Source organism: Pseudomonas sp. LS_2 (assembly GCF_042709235.1).
Taxonomy (GTDB): domain Bacteria; phylum Pseudomonadota; class Gammaproteobacteria; order Pseudomonadales; family Pseudomonadaceae; genus Aquipseudomonas.
This window is the reverse complement of record NZ_JAVAYC010000011.1, coordinates 65,317-87,923: the sequence shown is the minus strand read 5'-3', so window position 1 is coordinate 87,923 and position 22,607 is coordinate 65,317. Positions and strand designations below refer to the sequence as shown.

Sequence of the window (22,607 nt, the reverse complement as noted above, 5' to 3'; positions counted from 1 at the left end):
AGAAGAGGACGAACGCCCATGTCTGATCCATCGCAATTGGTTGTAGGCGCGGGGCTGGATGGCCTGCCGGTATTCCAGTCCATGCGTCTGGCCAACCGTCATGGGCTGGTGGCTGGCGCTACCGGCACGGGCAAGACGGTCACCCTGCAGCGTCTGGCAGAAGTGTTCAGTGATGCCGGTGTTGCCGTATTCGCTGCCGACGTGAAGGGCGACCTGTGCGGCCTGGGCGCTGCCGGGGCGCCGCAAGGCAAGGTGGCCGAGCGGATTGCAGGCATGCCCTGGTTGCAGCACCAGCCAAAGGCCTATCCCGTGAGCCTGTGGGATATAGCCGGGCAATCGGGCCATCCCCTGCGCACCACCCTTAGCGAAATGGGCCCCTTGCTGCTGGGCAACCTGCTGGAATTGACCGACAGCCAGCAGGCGGCGCTGTATGCAGCCTTCAAGGTCGCCGACCGGGAAGGTCTGCTGCTGCTCGACCTGAAGGACCTGAAGGCACTGCTCGGGCACCTGCGCGACAACCCCCAGGTACTGGGTGAGGACAGCGCGCTGATGACCAGTGCCTCGACCCAGGCCCTGCTGCGGCGCCTGGCCACCCTCGAGCAGCAGGGCGCCGAGGCGCTGTTCGGCGAGCCTGCATTGCAACTGGACGACCTGCTGCGCCCGGATGGCGACGGCCGTGGCCGCGTCCACCTGCTCGACGCCAGCCGCCTGGTGCACGAGTCGCCGAAGGTCTACGCGACTTTTCTGCTGTGGTTGCTGGCCGAGCTGTTCGAGCAGTTGCCTGAGCGCGGCGATGCCGACAGGCCGGTGCTGGCGCTGTTCTTCGACGAGGCGCACCTGTTGTTCAACGACACCCCGAAAGCCCTGCAAGACCGCCTGGAACAAGTGGTGCGCTTGATCCGGTCCAAGGGCGTGGGAGTGTACTTCGTCACCCAGTCGCCCGCCGACCTGCCTGATGCAGTGCTGGCCCAACTGGGCTTGCGTATCCAGCACGGCCTGAGGGCATTCACTGCCAAGGAGCAGAAGTCGCTCAAGGCGGTGGCTGATGGTTTCCGCCCCAACCCTGCCTTCGACACGCTGGCGGTGCTCACCGAGCTGGGCATCGGCGAGGCATTGGTCGGCACCCTGGAAGACAAGGGCACCCCGGCGATGGTCCAGCGTGTGCTGGTGGCGCCGCCGCAGTCGCGCATCGGACCGCTTTCTGGCAGTGAACGCACGGCGCTGGTGGGCGCGTCGCCGTTGGCTGGGCGCTACGACAAGCCAATAGACCGGGAGTCGGCCTATGAAATGCTGACCCAGCGCAAGGGCGAACCGGTAGAGCCGTCGCCTGTGCCAAAGGCCGATGAGGACAGTTTTGCCGACAAGGCCGGAGAGTTCTTGCAGAGCGCGGCGGGGCAGGCGATCAAGTCGGCGGTGCGCCAGGCCGCCAACCAGCTGGGGCGCCAGTTGGTACGGGGACTGATGGGGTCGTTGCTGGGCGGCAAGCGGCGCTGACAGGCCAATCGGGAAGCACAAAAAAGGCGCCCGCAGGCGCCTTTCTCATGGGCTGCGAACGCTTCAGCTGATCGCTTTCGACGCCAGCCAGAACAGCCCGGCAGCCAGGCCCATCGAGGCCGGCAGGGTCAGTACCCAGGCCAGCAGGATGGTCTTGACGGTGCCGCCTTGCAGACCGCTCTTGTTGGCGACCATGGTCCCGGCCACGCCCGACGACAGCACGTGGGTGGTGGAGACCGGCAGGCTGAAGATGTTGGCCATGCCGATAGCGCACGCTGCGGTAATCTGCGCAGACATGCCCTGGGCATAGGTCATGCCCTGCTTGCCGATCTTCTCGCCAACCGTCAGCACCACACGCTTCCAGCCGACCATGGTGCCCAGGCCCAAGGCCAGGGCGACGGCCACGATCACCCAGAACGGGGCGTATTCGGTAGTGGCGGTGAGGTCCTTGCGCAGTTTCTCCAGGTCAGCCTTTTCACGGCTTTCCAGGCCTGGCAGCTTGCCGACTTTCTTCGCGGTGTCGTCCAGGCACAGCAGGTAGCGACGCACTTCCACGCGCTGCTCGGCGCTCAGGGCGCGGTAGTCGGTGACACCGGCCATGGCGGTTTGCAGGGCAGCTATGGTCGGCTCGGTCTGCTGTGGGTTGCAGCTGAACTGCTCCGGCAGGTCGGTAGACTTGGCCTTGCCCAGTGCCAGGTACTCGCCGAGGGTGGCGGCGTTGCGCTGGTAGAACTGGCTCAGGTGCACCGTGGCGTCGCGGGTACGCTCGATCTGGTAGGTGGTGCTGTTCAGGTCGAGGACGAACTTGGCCGGGACGATACCGATCAGCACCAGCATGATCAGGCCGATACCCTTCTGGCCGTCGTTGGAGCCGTGCACGAAGCTCACGCCCATGGCCGACATGACCAGCACCAGGCGGTTCCAGAACGGCGGGTGCTTCTTGTCGTCGAGCTTGCGGCGTTGCTCGGGAGTCTTGTGCATCTTCGACAGCGGGCGCCACCACTTCAGGCCCAGCAGCAGCAAGGCGGCGACGGCGAAGCCGGCCATGGGGGAGAACACCAACGACAGGGCGATGTCGATCGCCTTCTGCCAGTTGACGCCGTCACCCAGCGGAATGTCGCTGATCAAGGCGTTGGCCAGGCCCACGCCGAGGATCGAGCCGATCAGGGTGTGCGAACTGGAGGCCGGGATACCGAAGTACCAGGTGCCCAGGTTCCAGGCAATGGCCGCAGCGAGCAGCGAGAAGACCATGGCCAGGCCGTGGCCGGTGTTCACGTTGATCAGCAGCTCCACCGGCAGCAGGTGGACGATGGCGTATGCCACGCCGACACCGCCGAGCAACACGCCGAGGAAGTTGAACACCCCGGAGAAGAACACGGCCAGGTGTGGAGGCATGGCCTTGGTGTAGATGACGGTGGCTACCGCGTTGGCGGTGTCATGAAAGCCATTGATGAACTCGAATGCGAGCACGAAGGTCAGTGCGAGCACCAGGCTCACCACCACCCAGGCATCCAGTCCGCTGAATAAATCGATCATGAAGGTTTTCTGGCGGTAAAGTGGGGCGCGGAGTATGCCAGAAAACTACGACAATCGATGCATCTGCTGCTGACGGATGGCAGGTTTTCATCGCGCAGAAAGCGCCGTCTTCGCAGCATGGGCGTACGCGAAGGTTGAAAAAAACAAGGTTAACGTCGGGAAAAACCGCTGATCTGAGGGGTAAGTCAACGGTTTTCGAAAATTAAAACGTTCGTATGAAATTTGTCAGATTCCATTTCGTCGAACCCCGTGCGCTTCAGCAGCTTTCCGTGCCTCGGCGTACCGGCAGGGACGGGTGCGTTTATCCCTCGTTTTCGGGCGCGTCGCTTCGCAATTCCTTTTCCATGCGCTCGAGTTCTTGTGAGAACGCCTGGTCCTGAACAGTGGCTCGTTTGCGCCAAGGCTTGCGTTCCGGCTCCGGTTGCGCGGCGTAAGTGGTGACTTCGCCACCGTAAACATCCTTGTAACGTTCGGCCTGGCGCTCGAGTTCCGCGCGCAGTTCATCTTTCGTCACAGTATTGACCTGAAAAGTTTAATGTTGACCCATGCGCGTGGCACTTGGAACTTGCGGCGGACATGAGTGAAAAGACCACCGTGCTGGACACGATAGTTTCCTTCGGATGCCATGACACTTCGGTGCTTGACGGCCCTGCCTGTGCTCACCGAACCTTCGTGCGCTCGGCAATCTGCCGCTTGAGCGGGGTATTGGATCCATGGTTGCCGCAGGCCAGTGTCGGCGCGCGAAGTATAACAATCGCACCCCCGAAGCACATACTCTTTATACAGGCAGGTTCAGGGATACCGAATCAAGGTTGCACGTGGCTATTCGGCGTTTTCAATTACCGTGAACTTTGAGTCGCACGACGCGCTGGAAGTTCGCTAACGGTATAAATGAAAACGGCCTCGCTGGAGGGCGAGGCCGTTGCCTAGGGACTTCTACGGTGGGTACCTGACCAGTCTCTCCAAAGAAGCCACAAGTGGCAGCATAAAGGTATAAGCAAACGTGTCAGCGGTCAATTGCGATTATCGGCCGTTTGTTCGATAATCGCACGAATCGCCGGTTTTGTTGAGGTTGTCCGATGAGCGAAGAAACCAAGGAATCCGCCAGCAACGATCAGGCACGTGGCGGCATGCCGCCGCTGGCGCCCCCGATCGTTGCGTCACCCGCCAAGCGTATCCAGGCGTTTACTGGCGACCCGGACTTCATGACCTCCCTGGCGCGCGGGTTGGCGGTGATCCAGGCGTTTCAGGAACGCAAGCGACACCTGACCATCGCGCAGATCAGCCACCGCACCGAAATCCCCCGGGCTGCCGTACGGCGCTGCCTGCACACCCTGATAAAACTGGGCTATGCCACCAGTGACGGGCGCACCTACTCGTTGCTGCCCAAAGTGCTGACCCTGGGCCATGCCTACCTGTCCTCGACGCCCCTGGCGGTTTCTGCGCAGCCCTACCTGGACCGCATCAGCGATCAGTTGCACGAGGCGGCCAACATGGCCACCCTCGAAGGCGATGACATTCTCTACATAGCCCGTTCGGCCACGGTAGAGCGCCTTATTTCGGTGGACCTGTCGGTGGGCGGACGCTTGCCTGCCTACTGCACGTCGATGGGGCGGATTCTGCTGGCCGCGCTGGATGACGCCAGCCTGCGCGAGTATTTCGAGCGCGCCGACCTCAAGGCCCGCACCAGCCGCACCTTGCATGACCCCGAGTCGCTGTTCGCCTGCATCCAGCAGGTCCGCGCCCAGGGTTGGTGCGTGGTCGACCAGGAGCTCGAACAAGGCCTGCGTTCGATCGCCGTGCCGATCTACGATGCCTCCGGACAGGTGCTGGCGGCGCTCAACGTCAGCACCCACGTCGGCAGGGTGACGCGCAGCGAGTTGGAGCAGCGCTTCCTGCCGATCCTGCTGGCGGCCAGCCGCGACCTGTGCCATCAGCTGTTCGGCTGATTCCAGGGCCGTACAGGCCGCACGAGGGCAAGGGATAGCCCTGCAACAAATAGTTCGATAATCGCACACAAGGTCGATTATCGGATTGTACGCCCTCAGCCTCCTGCTTAATCTGAGCCCATCGCAGCCCGCCTGCACCTGACCGACTCAGCCTGACCAGGAATCTCCAAAATGGCAGCAATCCTCTCGCTTCACGAGGCGGTGAAGCAGTTCGTCCACGATGGCGACAGCGTTGCCCTCGAAGGTTTCACCCACCTGATCCCGACCGCCGCCGGCCACGAGATCATCCGCCAGGGCAAGCGCGACCTGACTCTGGTGCGCATGACCCCCGACCTGATCTACGACCAACTGATCGGTGCCGGCTGCGCGCGCAAGCTGATCTTCTCCTGGGGTGGCAACCCCGGCGTCGGCTCGCTGCACCGTTTGCGCGACGCAGTAGAGAAACAGTGGCCGCATCCGATCGAGATCGAGGAACACAGCCACGCGGACCTGGCCAACGCCTACGTCGCTGGCGCCTCGGGCCTACCGTTCGCGGTGCTGCGTGCCTATGCAGGTTCCGACCTGCCCAAGGTCAACCCATTGATCAAGAGCGTCACCTGCCCGTTCACTGGCGAAGTGCTGGCCGCCGTGCCTTCGGTGCGTCCGGACGTCACGGTGATCCACGCGCAGAAGGCCGACCGCAAAGGCAACGTGCTGCTGTGGGGCATCCTTGGCGTACAGAAGGAGGCGGCCCTGGCGGCCAAGCGCTGCATCGTCACCATCGAAGAAATCGTCGATGACCTGCAGGCGCCGATGAACGCCTGCGTATTGCCGACCTGGGCGCTGAGCGCCGTGTGCCTGGTGCCGGGCGGTGCCCATCCGTCCTACGCCCACGGCTACTACGAGCGCGACAACCGCTTCTACCAGGCCTGGGACCCCATCGCCCGCGACCGGGCGTCGTTCAGCGCCTGGATCGACACCTATATCCGTGGCACCGCCGACTTCACCGAATACCAGGCCAAGCTGGAGGCCGCACAATGAGCTACTCCACTTCTGAAATGATGACCGTCGCCGCCGCCCGACGCCTGCGCAACGGCGCGGTGTGCTTCGTCGGTATCGGCCTGCCTTCGAAGGCGGCCAACCTGGCCCGCCTGACCTCCTCGCCTGACGTGGTGCTGATCTACGAGTCCGGCCCGATTGGCGCCAAGCCCAGCGTGCTGCCACTGTCGATCGGTGATGGTGAACTGGCCGAAACCGCCGATACCGTGGTGCCGACCGGCGAGATCTTCCGCTACTGGCTGCAAGGCGGGCGTATCGACGTGGGTTTCCTCGGTGCCGCCCAAGTCGACCGCTTCGGCAATATCAACACCACCGTGGTCGGTGACTACCACGCACCCAGGACCCGCCTGCCTGGCGCTGGCGGCGCACCGGAAATCGCCGGCTCCGCCAAGCAGGTGTTGATCATCCTCAAGCAGTCGCCACGTGCCTTCGTCGACAAGCTGGACTTCGTCACCTCGGTCGGGCATGGCGAAGGCGGCGACTCGCGCAAGCGCCTGGGCCTGCCAGGCGAAGGGCCGGTGGGCATCATCACCGACCTGTGCATCATGGAGCCGGAAGCGGGCACCCATGAGTTCGTGGTCACGTCGATCCACCCCGGCGTGACCCGCGAGCAGATCGTCGCTGCCACCGGCTGGCCGATCCGCTTCGCCGACAGCGTGCAGACCACCGAGGCACCAGACGACAACGAGCTGGCTGCGCTGCGTGACCTCGAGGCGCGCACCGCAGCCGCCCATGGCCAGACCGCCGGAGAAGCCTGATGCGCGACGTCTTCATCTGCGATGCCATTCGCACCCCCATCGGCCGCTTCGGCGGCGGTCTGGCCAGCGTGCGCGCCGACGACCTGGCGGCGATTCCGCTCAAGGCGCTGATCGAACGCAACCCGCAGGTACAGTGGGAGCAACTGGACGAAGTGTTCCTCGGCTGCGCCAACCAGGCCGGCGAAGACAACCGCAACGTCGCGCGCATGGCCTTGCTGCTGGCCGGGCTGCCCGAGAGCGTGCCAGGCGTGACCCTCAACCGCCTGTGCGCCTCGGGCATGGACGCCATCGGCACTGCCTTCCGCGCCATCGCCTGTGGCGAGATGGAGCTGGCCATTGCTGGCGGCGTCGAGTCGATGTCGCGCGCGCCGTTCGTCATGGGCAAGGCCGAGAGCGGCTATTCGCGCAACATGAAGCTTGAAGATACGACCATCGGCTGGCGCTTCGTCAACCCGCTGATGAAGGCCAGGTACGGCGTCGATGCCATGCCCGAGACCGCGGACAACGTCGCCGATGACCACCAGGTGTCGCGCGCCGACCAGGATGCCTTCGCCCTGCGCAGCCAGCAACGCGCTGCCGCCGCGCAGGCTGCTGGCTTCTTTGCCGAGGAGATCGTGCCGGTGCGTATTGCCCACAAGAAAGGCGAGACCGTGGTCGAGCAGGACGAGCACTTGCGTCCGGATACCACCCTGGAAGCGCTGGCCAAGCTCAAGCCGGTCAACGGTGCCGACAAGACCGTCACCGCCGGCAACGCTTCGGGCGTCAACGACGGGGCAGCGGCGCTGATCCTGGCGTCCGCCGAGGCGGTGAAGAAACACGGCCTGACGCCACGTGCGCGGGTGCTGGGCATGGCCAGCGCGGGTGTAGCGCCACGGGTGATGGGCATTGGGCCGGTGCCTGCGGTGCGCAAGCTCACCGAGCGTCTGGGCATCGCGGTCACCGACTTCGACGTGATCGAGCTCAACGAAGCGTTCGCCAGCCAAGGCCTGGCTGTGCTGCGCGGGTTGGGTGTGGCTGACGATGCGCCCCAGGTGAACCCCAATGGCGGGGCCATTGCCTTGGGGCACCCGCTGGGCATGAGCGGTGCGCGCCTGGTGTTGACCGCTTTGCACCAGTTGGAGAAGAGCGGCGGGCGCATGGGGCTGGCGACCATGTGCGTGGGCGTTGGGCAGGGTCTGGCGCTGGCGATCGAGCGGGTTTGATGGCGTATTGAGCACGTCCGACCTGTTCGCGGGCACGCCCGCTCCTATGCGTTTTGCGGGTTTTCTGTAGGAGCGGGCTTGCCCGCGAAGGGCGGTAGCACGGTGTGACTGTGGAACGAGAGTGTTACTGGGTATGTCTAGATTGGGCAGTAACCCTCCAGGAGTGAACAAGCCATGACCTCAACCCATTACACCAGCGAAGAACGCAGCAAGCGCATCTTCGCCATTGTCGGTGCCTCTTCGGGCAACCTAGTGGAATGGTTCGACTTCTACGTCTATGCGTTCTGCGCCATCTATTTCGCCCCCGCCTTCTTCCCTTCCGATGACCCCACCGTGCAATTGCTCAACACAGCCGGCGTGTTCGCTGCGGGCTTTTTGATGCGCCCCATCGGTGGCTGGATCTTCGGACGCCTGGCCGACCGCCACGGGCGCAAGAATTCCCTGATGATCTCTGTGCTGATGATGTGTGCAGGCTCCTTGCTCATTGCCTGCCTGCCCACCTACGCCAGCATCGGCACCTGGGCCCCGGCGCTGTTGCTGTTCGCTCGCCTGGTGCAAGGCCTGTCGGTGGGCGGCGAGTATGGCACCACCGCCACCTACATGAGCGAAGTGGCGCTGCGCGGGCAGCGCGGCTTCTTCGCCTCGTTCCAGTACGTCACCCTGATCGGCGGCCAATTGCTGGCGGTGTTGGTGGTGGTGATCCTGCAACAGCTGCTGACCGAGCAGGAACTGCGTGACTGGGGCTGGCGCATTCCGTTCGTGGTCGGCGCGGTCGCTGCGCTGATCTCGCTGATGCTGCGCCGCTCGCTGAAAGAGACCAGCAGCGCCGAAACCCGCCAGGACAAAGACGCAGGTTCCATCGGCGGCCTGCTGCGCAACCACGGCGCGGCGTTCATCACCGTGCTTGGCTACACCGCCGGCGGCTCGCTGATCTTCTATACCTTTACCACCTACATGCAGAAGTACCTGGTCAACACCGCTGGCATGAGCGCCAAGAGCGCAAGCTTCGTGATGACTGGCGCGCTGTTCCTGTACATGTGCATGCAGCCGTTGTTCGGCATGCTCTCGGACCGCATCGGCCGACGTAACTCGATGCTGCTGTTCGGCGCTTTGGGCACACTGTTCACCGTGCCGTTGCTGATGGCCCTGAAGACCGTCAGCAGCCCGTTCATGGCGTTCGTGCTGGTGACCCTGGCGCTGTGCATCGTCAGCTTCTACACCTCGATCAGCGGCCTGGTGAAGGCCGAGATGTTCCCGCCACACGTACGTGCACTGGGCGTGGGCCTTGCGTATGCGATAGCCAACGCGGTGTTCGGCGGCTCGGCTGAATACGTGGCCCTGGGCTTGAAGACCATGGGCATGGAAAACACCTTCTACTGGTACGTCACCGCCATGATGGCCGTGGCCTTCCTGTTCAGCCTGCGCCTGCCCAGGCAGGCGGATTACCTGCACCATGACGACTGAAGTGCCATTGCCTTGGCCCCGCATGCGTCATGCTGAATATCAACGTTTCACTGCCTGAAGGAGACCGCTGTGGCGCAACTGCAACTGGCCGATGGCGTACTGCACTACCAACTCGACGGACCGGCCAATGCCCCGGTGCTGGTGTTGTCCAACTCGCTGGGCACCGACCTGCACATGTGGGACACCCAGGTGCCACTGTGGAGCGCGCATTTCCGGGTGCTGCGCTACGACACTCGCGGCCACGGCGCCTCGCTGGTCACGCCGGGCAGCTATGCCATCGAGCAACTGGGCCGCGATGTGCTGGCGCTGCTCGATGCGCTGGATATCCAGCAGGCGCACTTCGTTGGCTTGTCCATGGGCGGGTTGATCGGCCAGTGGCTAGGTATCAATGCTGGCCCCCGACTGCTCAGCCTGACCTTGTGCAACACCGGTGCGAAGATCGGCAGCGACGAGGTGTGGAACACGCGTATCGACACCGTGCTCAAGGGCGGTCGTGAGGCCATGGTCGGGCTGCGCGATGCCTCCATTGCCCGCTGGTTCACGCCTGCTTTCGCCCATGCCGAGCCAGCCCAGGCCCAGCGCATCACCGAAATGCTGGCGCAGACTTCGCCCGAAGGCTATGCCGCCTGCTGCGCCGCTGTGCGCGATGCCGATTATGGTGAGCAACTGGCGAGCATCCAACTGCCGACGTTAGTGGTCGCCGGGACCGAGGATGCGGTGACCACCCCTGAGCATGGGCGCTTCATGCAGAACCGCATTGCGGGCGCGGAGTACGTGGAGTTTCCTGCGGCGCACCTGTCGAACGTGGAGATCGGCGAGCCGTTCAGTCGCCGCGTGCTCGATTTCCTGCTGGCCCGCAGCGGGCTGTAGATAGGTCGAGCGTCAAGGTGAATCAGTGCCGACCTCTTCGCGGGTAAATCCGCTCCCACGGGTTCACTGCCGCCCTCAAAAAACGGCACAGCACCTGGGAGCGGGGTACCCGCGAAGAAGCCGACGCTAAAGGCGAATCAAGCCGCGGCGTTCTTGTGGCGCACGGCCACCGGCCCGGCATTGGCTTCGATGGCTTTTTTCAGGTCGCTGCACAGCCCGGCCATGAACGCCACTTCCGCCACCACGAACAGCGGCCCGACGATCAACCCGCTCAGGTCATCGACGAAGGCGGGCTTGCGCCCCTCGTAGTGATGCCCGACGAACTGGATGATCCAGCCCACCACGAAGGCCCCGAGCCCTGCGCTCAGCCACAGCCCGGTGGCCTGCACCGCCAGCGCCTGCCCGGCCCACAGGCACAGGCCCAGCAGCGCACCCATCACCAGGCCGAAGCGCAGGTCCAGGCGCAGGTAGAACCACACCGACCACGCCGCCAGCAGCAGCGCCGGCGATAGCCAGATACCCGCCACTTCCCAACCGGGGCGCGACAACAAGATAGCCACCGCCAGCACGATCAGCGGGATGCCGACGAAGTGCGTGGCGATGTTGCGAGGGTCGCGGTGGTAGGCCGCGTATTGACTCAGGTGATCGACGAGGTTTTTCATTGTTGTTCCTCCATCCGGGTTTTAGCGCAGCTTGCCCCGGCCCATTCGCTGTCGTCTGTCGCCTGGCCGACAGAGTTCATTCAATGAGGCGTCATGGATAACCCACGTGCCCAGCTGCTGCATGGCCAGTGGTTCAAACAATTGCCCGTTGCTGTTCAGGATAGCCTGCTGGCGCTGGCCAAGCCGCGCACCTTGGCTGCCGGGCAGTGCCTGTTCCAGCGCGGCGACCCGCCTTGCGGGCTTTACGCGGTATTGAGCGGTGCGATGCGGGTAGGGGCGGTGAGCAGCGATGGCAAGGAGGCGCTGCTGACCTTGGTCGAGTCGCCCTACTGGTTTGGCGAGATCAGCCTGTTCGATGGCCAGCCGCGCACCCACGACGCCTTCGCCGAGGGCGCCACGCAGCTGCTGTGGATTCCCCAGGCGGCGTTGCTCGACTGGCTTTCACGTCACCCGGTGCACTGGCGCGACTTGGCCTTGCTGATGAGCCACAAGCTGCGCTGGGTATTCATTGCCCTTGAACAACAGCACCTGCTGGCAGCGGCTCCGCGCCTGGCGCATCGTTTGTTGCAGATTGCCGAGGGCTATGGCGAGCGCGACGAGCCGCAATGGCGTTTGCAGCTTTCCCAGGAGCAGCTGGCACTGATGCTTTCGCTGTCGCGCCAGACCATCAACCAGATCCTCAAGCACCTGGAACAGGCGGGTGTGGTGCGTCTGGCCTATGGCGAGGTGCAGATCCTCGATGCCGAGCGCCTGCGGCAGATGGCAGTGCAGCCGGGGTGAGCGTCGGTCAGACTCAGGCAGTTCCGGCCTCTTCGCGGGCCAGCCCGCTACTGCTGAAGCCAGGCTGAGCCTGTAGGCGCGGCTTGCCCGCGAAGAGGCCCACGGCGAAACCAGAAAAACAAAAAGCCCACCGCGAAGGTGGGCTTGATGCGTATCAACCAGCCATCAACCTTTCGGCGTGGCCACCGCAGCCTGCTGCTGCTGGGTCTGCTCGTACCAGCCACCGCCGAGTGCCTTGTACAGGTTGACCTCGCTGGTCAGCTGCGAAAGGCGGTCGATGATCAGTGATTGCTGGGCGCTGAACAGGTTGCGCTGGGCATCCAGGAAGGTGAGGTTGCTGTCGATACCGATGCGGTAGCGGCGTTCGGCCAGGCGGTAGTAGTCCTGGTTGGCGGCCACCAGGTCGCGCTGGGCCTGCAACTGCTCTTCGAAGGTCTTGCGCGCGGCCAGGCCGTCGGAGACTTCCTGGAAGGCCGTCTGGATGGTCCTTTCGTAGCGTGCGACGTTGATGTCCTTCTGGATCTTCGAGTATTCCAGGCTCGCCTTCAGGCTACCGGCGTTGAAGATCGGCAGGTTGATCTGCGGCTGGAACAGCCAAGTGCCCGAACCACCCTTGAACAGCCCATCCATGTCCGAGCTCAGGGTGCCCGCATTGGCGGTCAGGCTGATGCTTGGGAAGAACGCGGCGCGGGCGGCGCCGATGTTGGCGTTGGCGGCCTTGAGCAGGTGCTCGGCTTCCTGGATGTCCGGGCGACGTTGCAGCAGGTCGGACGGCAGGCCAGCGGGCACTTCGGCCAACTGCTCGGCATCGAGCTTGAGCGGAGCCGGCAGGTTGGCCGGCACGCCGGTGCCCAGCAGCACGGTCAGGCTGTTGAGGTCCTGGGCCACTTGACGCTGGTACTGCGACAGCCGTACCCGCGCGCCTTCGACGGCGGTGCGTGCCTGGCTCAGGTCCAGTGCCGAGGCCACGCCCACTTCGTTGCTGCGGCGGGTGAGGTTGTAGCTTTCCTCGTAGGTCTTGAGGGTTTCCTCGGTCAGCTTCAGCAGCGCCTGGTCGGCCTGCCAGGTGTAGTAGGCGTTGGCCACGCTGGCCACCAGGGAGATTTGCGTGGAGCGGCGCGCCTGCTCGCTGGACAGGTAGGTCTCCAGAGCTTGCTGGGTAAGGCTGCGCACGCGACCGAACAGGTCCAGCTCATAGGCGCTGACGCCCAGGGTTGCCGAGTACTGGCTGGTGATGTTGGCTTGGCCGGTCTGCGACAGGTCGCCCGGCACCCGCTGGCGGCTGCCGCTGCCGGTGGCCGAAACCGCCGGGAACAGGTCGGCACGCTGGATGCGGTACTGCGCGCGGTAGGCGTCGATGTTCAGCGCTGCGACCCGCAGGTCGCGGTTGTTCACCAGCGCGGTCTGCACCAGTTGCTGCAGCGCCGGGTCGTGGAAGAACTGGCGCCAGCCCTGCTCGGCAGCGGCGACGTTGGCCGACTCGGTCGGCGAGTATGCAGGGCCTTGCGGCCACTGCGCGGCCACCGGGGCTTCCGGGGCCTGGTAGTCGGGGATCAGCGAACAACCGCCGAGAATGAATGCGGTGACCGCAAGGGACAACAAAGACTTGGTCATTGCCCAGCCTCATAACGTGGAGTTTCAGGAGTGGCGTCTTCTTTCGGCTTCTTGCTGCCGAAGACGGACGACACCAGGACGAAGAACAGCGGTACCCAGAAGATGGCCAGCACGGTTGCACTGAGCATGCCGCCGATTACCCCGGTGCCGATGGCGTGCTGGCTGCCCGCACCGGCGCCGCTGGCGATGGTCAACGGTACCACGCCGAGGATGAATGCCAGCGAAGTCATGATGATCGGGCGCAGACGCATGCGGCACGCCTCGATGGTCGCATCGAACAGGCTGCGGCCCTGCTCGTGCAGTTCCTTGGCGAATTCCACGATCAGGATCGCGTTCTTCGCCGCCAGGCCAATGGTGGTCAGCAGGCCCACCAGGAAGTACACATCGTTGGACAAGCCGCGCAGGCTGGTGGCCAGCAGCGCACCGATGATACCCAGCGGCACCACCAGCACGACTGCGATCGGGATCGACCAGCTCTCGTACAACGCTGCCAGGCAGAGGAACACGAACAGGATCGAGAGGGCGAACAGCGCCGGCATCTGCGAGCCGGAGAGTTTTTCCTCGTAGGACATGCCGGTCCAGGAGTAGCCGATGCCCGCCGGCAGCTCGCCTGCGATGCGCTCGACCTCGGCCATGGCTTCACCGGTACTGTAGCCCGGCGCCGGGGTGCCGAGGATCTCCACCGCCTCAACGCCGTTGTAGCGCGAAAGCTTGGGCGAGCCGTAGGTCCATTCGCCCTTGGCGAAGGAGGAGAACGGCACCATTTCGCCCGCGCTGTTGCGTACGTACCACTTCTGCAGGTCTTCCGGGCTCATGCGAGCATTCGACTCGCCCTGGATGTACACCTTCTTCACCCGGCCGCGATCGATGAAGTCGTTGATGTAGTTGCCGCCAAGGGCGATCGACAGGGTGGCGTTGATGTTGGCGATGGTCACGCCCAAGGCGCTGGCGCGTTCATCGTCGATGGTCAGCTGGTACTGCGGTTCGTCGTTCAGGCCGTTGGGGCGCACAGCAGTGAGAACCTTGCTTTGCGAAGCCTTGGCGAGGAACTGGTTGCGCGCTTCCATCAGCTTGGCATGGCCGACGCCGCCACGGTCCTGGAGGAACACGTCGAAGCCGGTGGCGTTACCCAGTTCCAACACCGCAGGTGGCGCGAAGGCGAACACCATGGCATCACGGAAACCGAAGAAGTGCTGCTGGGCGCGCTTGGCGAGGGCGAACACGCTGTTTTCGGCCGGACGCTCGTCCCAAGGCTTGAGCATGATGAACGCCAGGCCCGAGCTCTGGCCGCGACCTGCAAAGTTGAAACCGTTCACGGTGAATACCGAGGATACGGTGTCGGACTCTCCCTCGAGCAGGTACTCGCGCATCTGGTCGAGCACTACCTGGGTTCGCTCGGCACTGGAGCCGGCCGGGGTCTGTACCTGGGCGAACAGTACGCCCTGGTCTTCCTCGGGAAGGAATGCAGTGGGAATGCGCATGAACAGCCAGATCATGCCCACCACGATCAGTGCGTAAGCCAGCAGGAACGGTATCTTGTTGCGCAGGATGGCGCCGACGCTGCGCTCGTAGCCGTGCACACTGCGATCGAAGTTGCGGTTGAACCAGCCGAAGAACCCGCGCTTGGCCACATGGTGCTCGCCCTTCTTCAGCGGCTTGAGCATGGTGGCGCACAGGGCCGGGGTGAAGATCAGCGCCACCAGCACCGACAGGCCCATGGCCGAGACGATGGTGATGGAGAACTGTCGGTAGATCACGCCCGTGGAGCCGCCGAAGAAGGCCATCGGCAGCAGCACCGCCGAGAGCACCAGGGCGATACCCACCAGGGCTCCCTGGATCTGCTCCATCGAACGCTTGGTCGCCTCCTTGGGCGGTAGCCCTTCCTCGGACATCACCCGCTCGACGTTCTCCACCACCACGATGGCGTCGTCCACCAGCAAGCCGATGGCCAGGACCATGGCGAACATGGTCAGGGTGTTGATGCTGAAGCCTGCGGCGGCGAGGATGCCGAAGGTACCCAGCAGTACCACCGGCACGGTCATCGTGGTGATGATCGTGGCGCGGAAGTTCTGCAGGAACAGGTACATCACCAGGAACACCAGCACCACGGCCTCGATCAGGGTGTGGATCACCCCGCTGATCGATTCGGTGACGACCGGAGTGGTGTCGTACGGGAACACCGCCTTCACGCCTGGCGGGAAGAACGGCTCCAGCTCGCTGATGGTATTGCGGATGGCCTTGGCGGTGTCCAGGGCGTTGGCCCCGGTAGCCAGGCGAATCGCCAAGCCCGAAGCCGGCTTGCCATTGAACTGCGCGGTGACGGCATAGTTCTCGCCACCCAGGGCGACCCGGGCGACATCGCCCAGGCGTACTTGCGAGCCGTCGGCGTTGACCTTGAGCAGGATCTTCTCGAACTGCTCGGCGGTTTGCAGGCGCACCTTGCCGATGATGGTGGCGTTGAGCTGGTTGCCCGGCACCGCAGGCAGGCCGCCGAGCTGGCCGGAAGACACCTGGATGTTCTGCGCCGAGACCGCGTCGCGTACGTCCACCGGGGTCAGCTGGAACTTGTTCAGCTTGGCCGGATCGAGCCAGATACGCATGGCGTACTGGGCACCGAAGACCTGGAAGTCACCGACGCCTGCGGTCCGCGAGATCGGGTCCTGCATGTTCGAGACGATGTAGTTGGCCAGGTCCTCGCGGTTCAGACTGCCGTCCTCGGACACCAGGCCGATCACCATCAGGAAGTTACGCACCGACTTGGTCACGCGGATACCCTGTTGCTGCACTTCCTGCGGCAACAGTGGGGTGGCCAGGTTCAGCTTGTTCTGCACCTGCACCTGCGCGGTGTCAGGGTTGGTGCCCTGCTCGAAGGTGGCGGTAATGGTCATGCTGCCGTCGGAGTTACTTTCCGACGACACATAGCGCAGCTTGTCGATACCGTTGAGCTGCTGCTCGATGACCTGCACCACGGTGTCCTGCACGGTCTGCGCCGAGGCGCCCGGGTAGGTCACGGCGATGGCGATGGCCGGCGGGGCGATGCTGGGGTACTGGTTGATCGGCAGCTTGAGGATCGACAAGGCCCCGACCAGCATGATCACCAAGGCGATCACCCAGGCGAAGATCGGGCGATCGATAAAGAACTTCGACATGGTTTACTCCGCTTTGGCGTCTGCTTTCGCTGCACCGGCCTGGGCTGGGCTGGCCGGCTTCTTGACGTTGGTGGCTTCGCCGACCTTGACTTCCACGCCTGGGCGCACGAACTGCAACCCTTCGGTGATCAGCCGATCGCCTGGCTTGAGGCCGTCTTCGATCAACCATTCGCTACCCAGGGTGCGGCTGGCCTTGAGCTGGCGCAGCTCGACCTTGTTCTCCTGGTTGACCACCAGGGCGGTCGGCGAACCCTTGAGGTCGCGGGTTACGCCTTGCTGAGGCGCGAGGATGGCGTTGGCATTGACCCCGGCCTGCAGGCGGGCGTGCACGAACATGCCCGGCAGCAGGGTGTGGTCGGGGTTGGGGAAGATCGCCCGCAGGGTCACGGAACCGGTGGTTTCGTCGACCGCGACTTCGGAGAACTCCAGGCGGCCGTCCTGCTTGAACAGGCTGCCGTCCTCGAGCACCAACTGCACCTTGGCGGCGTTGTCGCCGGCCTTCTGCAGGTTGCCGCTCTCCAGGTCGCGGCGCAGCTTGAGCAGCTCGGCGGTGGACTGGGTGACGTCGACGTAGATCGGGTCGAGCTGCTGGATGGTCGCCATGGCGTTGGCCTGGCCATTGCTCACCAAGGCACCCTCGGTGACCGAGGAACGACCGACGCGGCCACTGATCGGCGCCAGCACCTTGGTGTAGCGCAGGTCGATCTGCGCGCTCTTGAGCGAGGCTTCGGCCTGCAGGCGCCGGGCATTGGCGTCGTCGTATTCCTGCTTGGACACCGCCTGCTCGTCGATCAGTTGCTTGTAGCGGTCGGCCAGCGAGCGGGTAGCCTGGAGGTTGGCCTGGGCGTTGGCCAGGGTGGCCTCGTAGACGGCAGGGTCGATCTGGTAGAGCTGCTGCCCTTCCTTGACGTCGCTGCCTTCCTTGAACAGACGCTTGAGGATGATGCCATTGACCTGCGGGCGCACTTCAGCCACCCGGTAGGCGGTGGTGCGCCCCGGCAGCTCGGAGGTCAGGGTGAAGGCTTGCGGTTGGATGGTCACGACGCCTACCAGAGGAGCCTGCGCCGCTGGCGCTGCTTCTTCTTTCTTGCAGCCACTGAGCAAGGTTGCCAGGGCGACGGCGGAAACCAGGGCGGTAACGGCTGGCTTGAATTGCATGAGGATCCTCGGGTCGCTGGAGCAGGGGGCGCTCAAGAATAGTGGAAGATTATTGTCAGAAAAATCGCTATCGGGTGGATAAGTAGGATGCTAAGGAATATACTTACATTCACGGCTGTTTGTAAATAGCCCATGGTAATAGCCCGCTACTACCACGGTGCCTGATTAACGCACCATTAACGCACCCGGGAGCCGCCCTGCAGAGGCGACCCCGGCCGGATTCCCGAGCGCCCAGGCGCTGGGCCCAGATGAGGTTGAGCTGCCATGGTCCGTCGTACCAAAGAAGAAGCCCTGGAAACCCGCGCGCAGATCATCGAGGCGGCGGAAAAGGCTTTTTACAAGCGCGGGGTCGCGCGAACTACCTTGGCTGATATCGCTGAGTTGGCGGGCGTGACGCGCGGTGCCATCTACTGGCACTTCAGCAACAAGGCCGACCTGGTGCAGGCGCTGCTCGACAGCCTGCACGAAACCCATGACCACTTGGCGCGCGCCAGCGAAAGCGAGGACGAGCTCGATCCGCTTGGCTGCATGAGGAAATTGTTGCTGCAAGTGTTCAGCGAGCTGGTGCTCGACGCCAGGACCCGGCGTATCAATGAAATCCTGCATCATAAGTGCGAGTTCACCGATGACATGTGTGATATCCGCCAGCAGCGCCAGAGCGCGATCGTCGAATGCCATGAAGGTATTGTTCGGGCCTTGAGCAATGCCGTGCGCCGGGGCCAGTTGCCCGAGGACCTGGAGATCGAGCGGGCGGCGATCGCGATGTTCGCCTATGTCGATGGCCTGATCGGGCGCTGGCTGTTGTTGCCGGACAGCTTTGACCTGCTGGGCGGTGTCGAACAATGGGTCGACACCGGCTTGGATATGCTGCGCTTGAGCCCAAGCTTGCGCAAATGAGACTTTGTTAAGGATTGTGAGGAGCTGTTTCTCTATTCCATTCTGCCAAAGGGGCCGCGATGCGGCCCTTTCGCGTTTCAATGCCCACGCAGTTGCCTGTCTGGCAGGGCCAGCGCTGCCAGCAGCCCAGGCAGCGCCACGGCGGCGCTGGCCAGCAGCAGGTCGCGGAAGGTTTGCGCCAGGTGCGCCTGGCTGACCGGGTCGGCCTGGCCAGCCTTCAAGCTGCCCAGCAGTGGGTTGCCCAACGCTTCGAGCCCACCGGAATGCAGCAGCGCCAGCAGCAGGCTGGACATGCAGGCCACCCCCATGGCCCCGCCCAGGGAACGGAACAGGTTGGTGGTACTGGTGGCCACGCCGATGTCGCGCATCTCGACCGCACTCTGGGTGCCTACCAGCGAGGTAGGGAATTGCATGCCGCCCGCGATGCCGGTCAACAGCATGAACAGCGCGCCCAGCCCGGTAGACTGCGGCGGGGTCAGGGCCATGCCGACAATCGCCAGCGGCATGAGCATGGCGCCAGCGAGAATCTGAGGCTTGTAGCGCCCAGTGAAGGTCGTCAGTCGACCCGCGCTGAAGGCGCCCAGGGGCAACCCCATGGCCAGCGGCAACAGATGCAGGGCGGCGCTGTCGGCTCCGGCACCGGTCAGGCTCTGGTAGCGCAGCGGCATGAGCATGGTCAGCGAGATGGACTGGAAACTGGCGAAGAAGATCACCCCCCAGCACAGCACTGCGACCCGGTTGCCGAACAGCTTCAGCGGCAGCAACGGTTCTGTGCAGCGACGCTCATGGGCGACGAACAGGGCCAAGCCCAGCAGTGCGCAGGCGAACAGCGCCAGTACCGGCGGGGATAACCAGGCATGGCCCTGGCCAACCAGGGTGATGCCCAACAGCAGGCTGCCAAGGCCCAGGATCATCAGCACGGCGCCGAGGTAGTCGACCCGTGCCTGGCGATGTACCACCGGCATGCCGATCAAGGCACGGCGGATCACCCACCAGGCGAACACGCCCAACGGCAGGTTGATCCAGAACACCCAGCGCCACGACAGGTATTCGGTCAACCAGCCGCCGAGCACCGGCCCGGCGACGCTGGCCAACGCGTACATGCTGCTGAAATAACCCTGGTAGCGGCCACGCTCCCGAGGAGGGATGAAGTCGCCGATGATCGCCTGGCTGACCGACACCATGCCCCCGGCGCCGATGCCCTGCAGCACCCGCGCCAGCACCAGTTGTTCCATGTTCTGGGCCAGCGCGCAGAACGCCGAGGCCAAAGTGAAGACGGCAGTGCCGGTAAGGATCATGCGGCGCCGGCCATAGAGGTCGCCCAGCTTGCCGTAGATCGGCACGGCCACGGTCATGGCCACCATGTAGCCGGAAATCACCCAGGCCAGCAGGCCGACATCGTCGAACTGTGCGGAAATGGCCGGTAGGGAAACGGCGACGATGGTCTGGTCCAGAGCGCCAAGCAGAATCGCTAGCATCAGCGCGCTGAGCACGCTGCGCAATACGGCTGGAGGGAGGGCGGCGGTCACGGGGCGAGGGCACCTTGTGGTCAGGGCAATGGCGGGCGCCTTTGCCGATGCGAGTCGGGAAAGTGTAACCTGAGTTAGGTAGCTTCCTATGTAAAATCTGCATCCCCTATGCACGATCGGCATACCTGCTTTCATCCGCTGGCCTATGGCCGCGTGATATCTTGAACCCCTCGCAGCCGCCAAAACCCGCGTCTTGCACCGCTTTGGTGCGATCGTGCGCGTGCAAGCCCGTGGCGCTGCTTTTCCACACCTTCTATTCCTCTGCCTGCATGTCGAGCATGACCGCCCTGATGGCGACGGTTGGAAACAGATCAGGTAGACCCGAACCAGGGGTCGGTAGTCAGACAGTTCAAATTTCATGTTCTAGCGGAGTGATCATGCCAAAGGCTTCCCACAATGACCTGCGTTTTGCCTTCCGCGAGCTGCTCGCGTCAGGCTCGTGCTATCACACCGCATCGGTATTCGACCCCATGTCGGCCCGCATCGCCGCCGACCTCGGTTTTGAAGTCGGTATTCTCGGCGGCTCGGTAGCCTCCTTGCAGGTGCTCGCCGCACCGGACTTCGCCCTGATTACCCTCAGCGAGTTCGTCGAGCAGGCCACCCGTATCGGCCGTGTCGCCCAGTTGCCAGTGCTTGCCGATGCTGACCACGGTTATGGCAATGCCCTTAACGTGATGCGCACGGTGATCGAACTGGAGCGCGCCGGCGTGGCGGCACTGACCATCGAGGACACCCTCCTGCCGGCGCAGTTTGGCCGTAAGTCCACGGACCTGATCTCGGTAGAAGAAGGTGTCGGCAAGATCCGCGCGGCACTGGAAGCCCGGGTCGATTCGGCGCTGTCGATCATCGCCCGGACCAATGCCGGGGTACTGAGCACCGAGGAAATCATCGTGCGCACCCAGAGCTACCAGAAGGCCGGCGCCGACGGTATCTGCATGGTAGGGGTGAAGGATTTCGAGCAGCTTGAGCAGATCGCCGAGCACCTGAGCGTGCCGCTGATGCTGGTCACCTACGGCAACCCAAGCCTGCGCGACGACGAGCGCCTGGCGCGCCTGGGCGTACGCATCGTGGTCGACGGCCATGCCGCCTACTTCGCGGCGATCAAGGCCACCTACGACTGCCTGCGCCTGCAGCGCGGGCAGCAGAACAAGTCCGAGAACCTCAGCGCTACCGAGCTCTCGCACACCTACACCCAGCCCGAGGACTACATCCGCTGGGCCAAGGAGTACATGAGCGTCGAGGAGTGATCGGCGTGGGCGCCGTCAGCTTACCTGAGGGCGCTCAATGTCGCGGCGTGCGGCACGCAGTGATCGTGCACGCAGGTCGCTGAGGCAGTGGGCTGGTTGCGTATGGACTCGACGCGCCAGCAAGCAGAACCAAAAAGCCCGGCCACGGCGACCAGGGCCAGGACAACAGCGCAACGACGGGTCTTGATGCCCATGGTGCTTATCTCCTGCTATGCAACAGGTTATGTCTTGAAGCATAGGTCAGGTTCATGGCGGACGTCGGCTTTGCCGCCGAATTCTGCGCGTTGGGTTTAGAACATTTCTATATCAAGCCGCGATCCCACTCCGGTTTTTCGCTGAATTGCTGCGCCAGGAAATCCAGCATGCTGCGCAGTGTGGCCGGCATGTGCTTGCGTGAGGTGTAGACGGCATACAGGCCCAGCTCCCGCGGCCGTGCCTGGGGCAGTAGGCGCACCAGTTCCCCGGCGTGTAGTGCAGGGGCGGCGGCGTAGGTCGGCAACATGGCGATACCTGCACCCGCCATGGCGGCCCTTTGCAGGGTCATGGCTTCGTTGGCGCTGATGTTTCCTTGCACCGGCACCGCCACGCTGCGTCCCGCCACTTCGAAATGCCAGAGGCTGTGGCCGAAGTAGGCGTGGGTCAGGCAGTTGTGCTGGCCCAGGTCCTCGACCTGGCGCGGAACCCCGTGCAGTTCCAGGTAGCCAGGCGCGGCGCAGATCACCGAATGGCAAACGCCCAGGCGCCGCGCGATCAGGTTCGGGTCAAGGTCGTTGCTGGTGCGAATCGCCAGGTCGATGCGTTCGTCCACCAGGTTGACCGTGCGATCGAGCACTTGCAGGTCGACCTTCACGCCACGGTAGCGTTCTACGTAGGTCGCGATGGCGCTGACCAACTGCGCCTGGGCGAACGAGGGCGAGACGCTGATGCGTAACTCCCCGCGTGGTGTGTCGTCTGGCGGCTGCACGACGGCTTGCAGCTCGTCGGCCATCTCCAGCATCTGTCGACAGCGCGGCAGGGTTTGCTGGCCGGCGGCGGTCAGGCTCAGCTTGCGCGTGGTGCGTTGCATCAGGCGTGCGCCTACCCACTCCTCGAGTTCGGCGAGGTAGCGCGAGACCACGGGGCGTGACAGTTGCAGATGGTCCGCCGCTGCAGACTGGCTGCCCAGGTCGACGACGGTGACGAATACGCGCATCGCGTTGAGACGGTCCATGATTTGCCCGGTTTCAGAAACAAACTATGAAGCAGAATCGCATTTTTTGT

The 22,607-nt window shown here is 63.9% G+C and carries 19 protein-coding genes; 10 read left to right on the top strand and 9 right to left on the bottom strand.

Features of this window, described 5'->3' with window-relative positions; translation table 11 throughout:
* Nucleotides 1-18 precede the first annotated feature (18 nt).
* On the top strand, nucleotides 19-1,494 hold the full coding sequence (locus RAC97_RS12560; protein ID WP_375100568.1) for a helicase HerA-like domain-containing protein: 1,476 nt from the start codon (nucleotides 19-21) through the stop codon (nucleotides 1,492-1,494).
* Nucleotides 1,495-1,557: 63 nt separating this feature from the next.
* Here RAC97_RS12560 and RAC97_RS12555 read toward each other — a convergent pair whose 3' ends face one another.
* Together RAC97_RS12555 and RAC97_RS12550 are read right to left on the bottom strand one after the other, a co-directional pair.
* Nucleotides 1,558-3,030 (bottom strand): inorganic phosphate transporter, encoded by a 1,473-nt coding sequence (locus RAC97_RS12555; RefSeq protein ID WP_375100567.1) that lies wholly within the window; start codon nucleotides 3,028-3,030, stop codon nucleotides 1,558-1,560.
* A gap of 301 nt (nucleotides 3,031-3,331) precedes the next feature.
* On the bottom strand, nucleotides 3,332-3,544 hold the full coding sequence (locus RAC97_RS12550) for a hypothetical protein (protein ID WP_375100566.1): 213 nt from the start codon (nucleotides 3,542-3,544) through the stop codon (nucleotides 3,332-3,334).
* A gap of 565 nt (nucleotides 3,545-4,109) precedes the next feature.
* Here RAC97_RS12550 and pcaR point away from each other — a divergent pair.
* The 6 genes from pcaR (at nucleotide 4,110) to pcaD (ending at nucleotide 10,311) form a co-directional block, all read left to right on the top strand.
* Nucleotides 4,110-4,979, top strand: a complete 870-nt coding sequence (gene pcaR, locus RAC97_RS12545; RefSeq protein WP_375100565.1) for a pca regulon transcriptional regulator PcaR — start codon at nucleotides 4,110-4,112, stop codon at nucleotides 4,977-4,979.
* Between the two features lie 171 nt (nucleotides 4,980-5,150).
* Nucleotides 5,151-5,999 carry a CoA transferase subunit A gene (locus tag RAC97_RS12540; protein ID WP_375100564.1) on the top strand — a complete coding sequence of 283 codons (849 nt, stop codon included), beginning with the start codon at nucleotides 5,151-5,153 and terminating at the stop codon, nucleotides 5,997-5,999.
* Complete coding sequence (locus tag RAC97_RS12535; protein ID WP_375100563.1) at nucleotides 5,996-6,775, top strand: CoA-transferase subunit beta; 780 nt, start codon at nucleotides 5,996-5,998, stop codon at nucleotides 6,773-6,775. Before RAC97_RS12540 ends, RAC97_RS12535 begins: the two co-directional genes overlap by 4 nt.
* Entirely contained in the window at nucleotides 6,772-7,977 is a 1,206-nt protein-coding gene (pcaF, locus tag RAC97_RS12530) for a 3-oxoadipyl-CoA thiolase (protein WP_375100586.1), read from the top strand. The genes RAC97_RS12535 and pcaF overlap by 4 nt, the downstream gene beginning before the upstream one ends.
* A 174-nt stretch (nucleotides 7,978-8,151) precedes the next feature.
* On the top strand, nucleotides 8,152-9,441 hold the full coding sequence (locus RAC97_RS12525; RefSeq protein WP_375100562.1) for an MFS family transporter: 1,290 nt from the start codon (nucleotides 8,152-8,154) through the stop codon (nucleotides 9,439-9,441).
* A gap of 69 nt (nucleotides 9,442-9,510) precedes the next feature.
* Nucleotides 9,511-10,311, top strand: coding sequence for a 3-oxoadipate enol-lactonase (gene pcaD, locus RAC97_RS12520; RefSeq protein WP_375100561.1), 801 nt, complete (start codon nucleotides 9,511-9,513; stop codon nucleotides 10,309-10,311).
* Between the two features lie 137 nt (nucleotides 10,312-10,448).
* On the opposite strand, the gene RAC97_RS12515 is transcribed toward pcaD, so the two are convergent.
* Nucleotides 10,449-10,973: a DUF962 domain-containing protein gene (locus RAC97_RS12515; RefSeq protein WP_375100560.1), complete on the bottom strand. Its 525-nt coding sequence runs from the start codon at nucleotides 10,971-10,973 to the stop codon at nucleotides 10,449-10,451.
* Nucleotides 10,974-11,066: 93 nt separating this feature from the next.
* Between RAC97_RS12515 and RAC97_RS12510 the strand changes: the two genes are divergently transcribed.
* Entirely contained in the window at nucleotides 11,067-11,753 is a 687-nt protein-coding gene (locus RAC97_RS12510) for a Crp/Fnr family transcriptional regulator (RefSeq protein ID WP_375100559.1), read from the top strand.
* A gap of 165 nt (nucleotides 11,754-11,918) precedes the next feature.
* On the opposite strand, the gene RAC97_RS12505 is transcribed toward RAC97_RS12510, so the two are convergent.
* Genes RAC97_RS12505 through RAC97_RS12495 form a run of 3 tightly spaced genes read right to left on the bottom strand, consistent with a single transcriptional unit; the run spans nucleotide 11,919 to nucleotide 17,674 of the window.
* Nucleotides 11,919-13,367: an AdeC/AdeK/OprM family multidrug efflux complex outer membrane factor gene (locus tag RAC97_RS12505; protein WP_375100558.1), complete on the bottom strand. Its 1,449-nt coding sequence runs from the start codon at nucleotides 13,365-13,367 to the stop codon at nucleotides 11,919-11,921.
* Complete coding sequence (ttgB, locus tag RAC97_RS12500) at nucleotides 13,364-16,516, bottom strand: multidrug efflux RND transporter permease subunit TtgB (protein ID WP_375100557.1); 3,153 nt, start codon at nucleotides 16,514-16,516, stop codon at nucleotides 13,364-13,366. The genes RAC97_RS12505 and ttgB overlap by 4 nt, the downstream gene beginning before the upstream one ends.
* A 3-nt stretch (nucleotides 16,517-16,519) precedes the next feature.
* Entirely contained in the window at nucleotides 16,520-17,674 is a 1,155-nt protein-coding gene (locus tag RAC97_RS12495) for an efflux RND transporter periplasmic adaptor subunit (RefSeq protein WP_375100556.1), read from the bottom strand.
* Between the two features lie 264 nt (nucleotides 17,675-17,938).
* Here RAC97_RS12495 and RAC97_RS12490 point away from each other — a divergent pair, with 264 nt between their 5' ends.
* A complete protein-coding gene (locus RAC97_RS12490; protein ID WP_375100555.1) occupies nucleotides 17,939-18,571 on the top strand; it encodes a TetR family transcriptional regulator in 633 nt (210 codons plus the stop codon).
* A 77-nt stretch (nucleotides 18,572-18,648) separates the two neighbouring features.
* Here the strand turns inward: RAC97_RS12490 and RAC97_RS12485 are convergent, their stop codons facing one another.
* Complete coding sequence (locus RAC97_RS12485) at nucleotides 18,649-20,100, bottom strand: MDR family MFS transporter (protein WP_375100554.1); 1,452 nt, start codon at nucleotides 20,098-20,100, stop codon at nucleotides 18,649-18,651.
* Between the two features lie 377 nt (nucleotides 20,101-20,477).
* On the opposite strand from RAC97_RS12485, the gene RAC97_RS12480 reads away from it, so the two are divergent.
* Nucleotides 20,478-21,347, top strand: coding sequence for an oxaloacetate decarboxylase (locus RAC97_RS12480; RefSeq protein ID WP_375100553.1), 870 nt, complete (start codon nucleotides 20,478-20,480; stop codon nucleotides 21,345-21,347).
* A 20-nt stretch (nucleotides 21,348-21,367) separates the two neighbouring features.
* Here the strand turns inward: RAC97_RS12480 and RAC97_RS12475 are convergent, their stop codons facing one another.
* Together RAC97_RS12475 and RAC97_RS12470 are read right to left on the bottom strand one after the other, a co-directional pair.
* Nucleotides 21,368-21,541 carry a hypothetical protein gene (locus RAC97_RS12475; RefSeq protein ID WP_375100552.1) on the bottom strand — a complete coding sequence of 58 codons (174 nt, stop codon included), beginning with the start codon at nucleotides 21,539-21,541 and terminating at the stop codon, nucleotides 21,368-21,370.
* Between the two features lie 107 nt (nucleotides 21,542-21,648).
* Nucleotides 21,649-22,557, bottom strand: coding sequence for a LysR family transcriptional regulator (locus tag RAC97_RS12470; protein ID WP_375100551.1), 909 nt, complete (start codon nucleotides 22,555-22,557; stop codon nucleotides 21,649-21,651).
* Nucleotides 22,558-22,607 lie beyond the last annotated feature (50 nt).

What these genes read in the sequence shown, in the direction of transcription:
- RAC97_RS12560 (WP_375100568.1), top strand. Translation starts at nt 19, where the DNA reads ATGTCTGATCCATCGCAATTGGTTGTAGGCGCGGGGCTGGATGGCCTG.
- RAC97_RS12555 (WP_375100567.1), bottom strand. Translation starts at nt 3,030, where the DNA reads ATGATCGATTTATTCAGCGGACTGGATGCCTGGGTGGTGGTGAGCCTG.
- pcaR (WP_375100565.1), top strand. Translation starts at nt 4,110, where the DNA reads ATGAGCGAAGAAACCAAGGAATCCGCCAGCAACGATCAGGCACGTGGC.
- RAC97_RS12540 (WP_375100564.1), top strand. Translation starts at nt 5,151, where the DNA reads ATGGCAGCAATCCTCTCGCTTCACGAGGCGGTGAAGCAGTTCGTCCAC.
- RAC97_RS12535 (WP_375100563.1), top strand. Translation starts at nt 5,996, where the DNA reads ATGAGCTACTCCACTTCTGAAATGATGACCGTCGCCGCCGCCCGACGC.
- RAC97_RS12525 (WP_375100562.1), top strand. Translation starts at nt 8,152, where the DNA reads ATGACCTCAACCCATTACACCAGCGAAGAACGCAGCAAGCGCATCTTC.
- RAC97_RS12515 (WP_375100560.1), bottom strand. Translation starts at nt 10,973, where the DNA reads ATGAAAAACCTCGTCGATCACCTGAGTCAATACGCGGCCTACCACCGC.
- RAC97_RS12510 (WP_375100559.1), top strand. Translation starts at nt 11,067, where the DNA reads ATGGATAACCCACGTGCCCAGCTGCTGCATGGCCAGTGGTTCAAACAA.
- RAC97_RS12505 (WP_375100558.1), bottom strand. Translation starts at nt 13,367, where the DNA reads ATGACCAAGTCTTTGTTGTCCCTTGCGGTCACCGCATTCATTCTCGGC.
- ttgB (WP_375100557.1), bottom strand. Translation starts at nt 16,516, where the DNA reads ATGTCGAAGTTCTTTATCGATCGCCCGATCTTCGCCTGGGTGATCGCC.
- RAC97_RS12495 (WP_375100556.1), bottom strand. Translation starts at nt 17,674, where the DNA reads ATGCAATTCAAGCCAGCCGTTACCGCCCTGGTTTCCGCCGTCGCCCTG.
- RAC97_RS12490 (WP_375100555.1), top strand. Translation starts at nt 17,939, where the DNA reads ATGGTCCGTCGTACCAAAGAAGAAGCCCTGGAAACCCGCGCGCAGATC.
- RAC97_RS12480 (WP_375100553.1), top strand. Translation starts at nt 20,478, where the DNA reads ATGCCAAAGGCTTCCCACAATGACCTGCGTTTTGCCTTCCGCGAGCTG.
- RAC97_RS12475 (WP_375100552.1), bottom strand. Translation starts at nt 21,541, where the DNA reads ATGGGCATCAAGACCCGTCGTTGCGCTGTTGTCCTGGCCCTGGTCGCC.
- RAC97_RS12470 (WP_375100551.1), bottom strand. Translation starts at nt 22,557, where the DNA reads ATGGACCGTCTCAACGCGATGCGCGTATTCGTCACCGTCGTCGACCTG.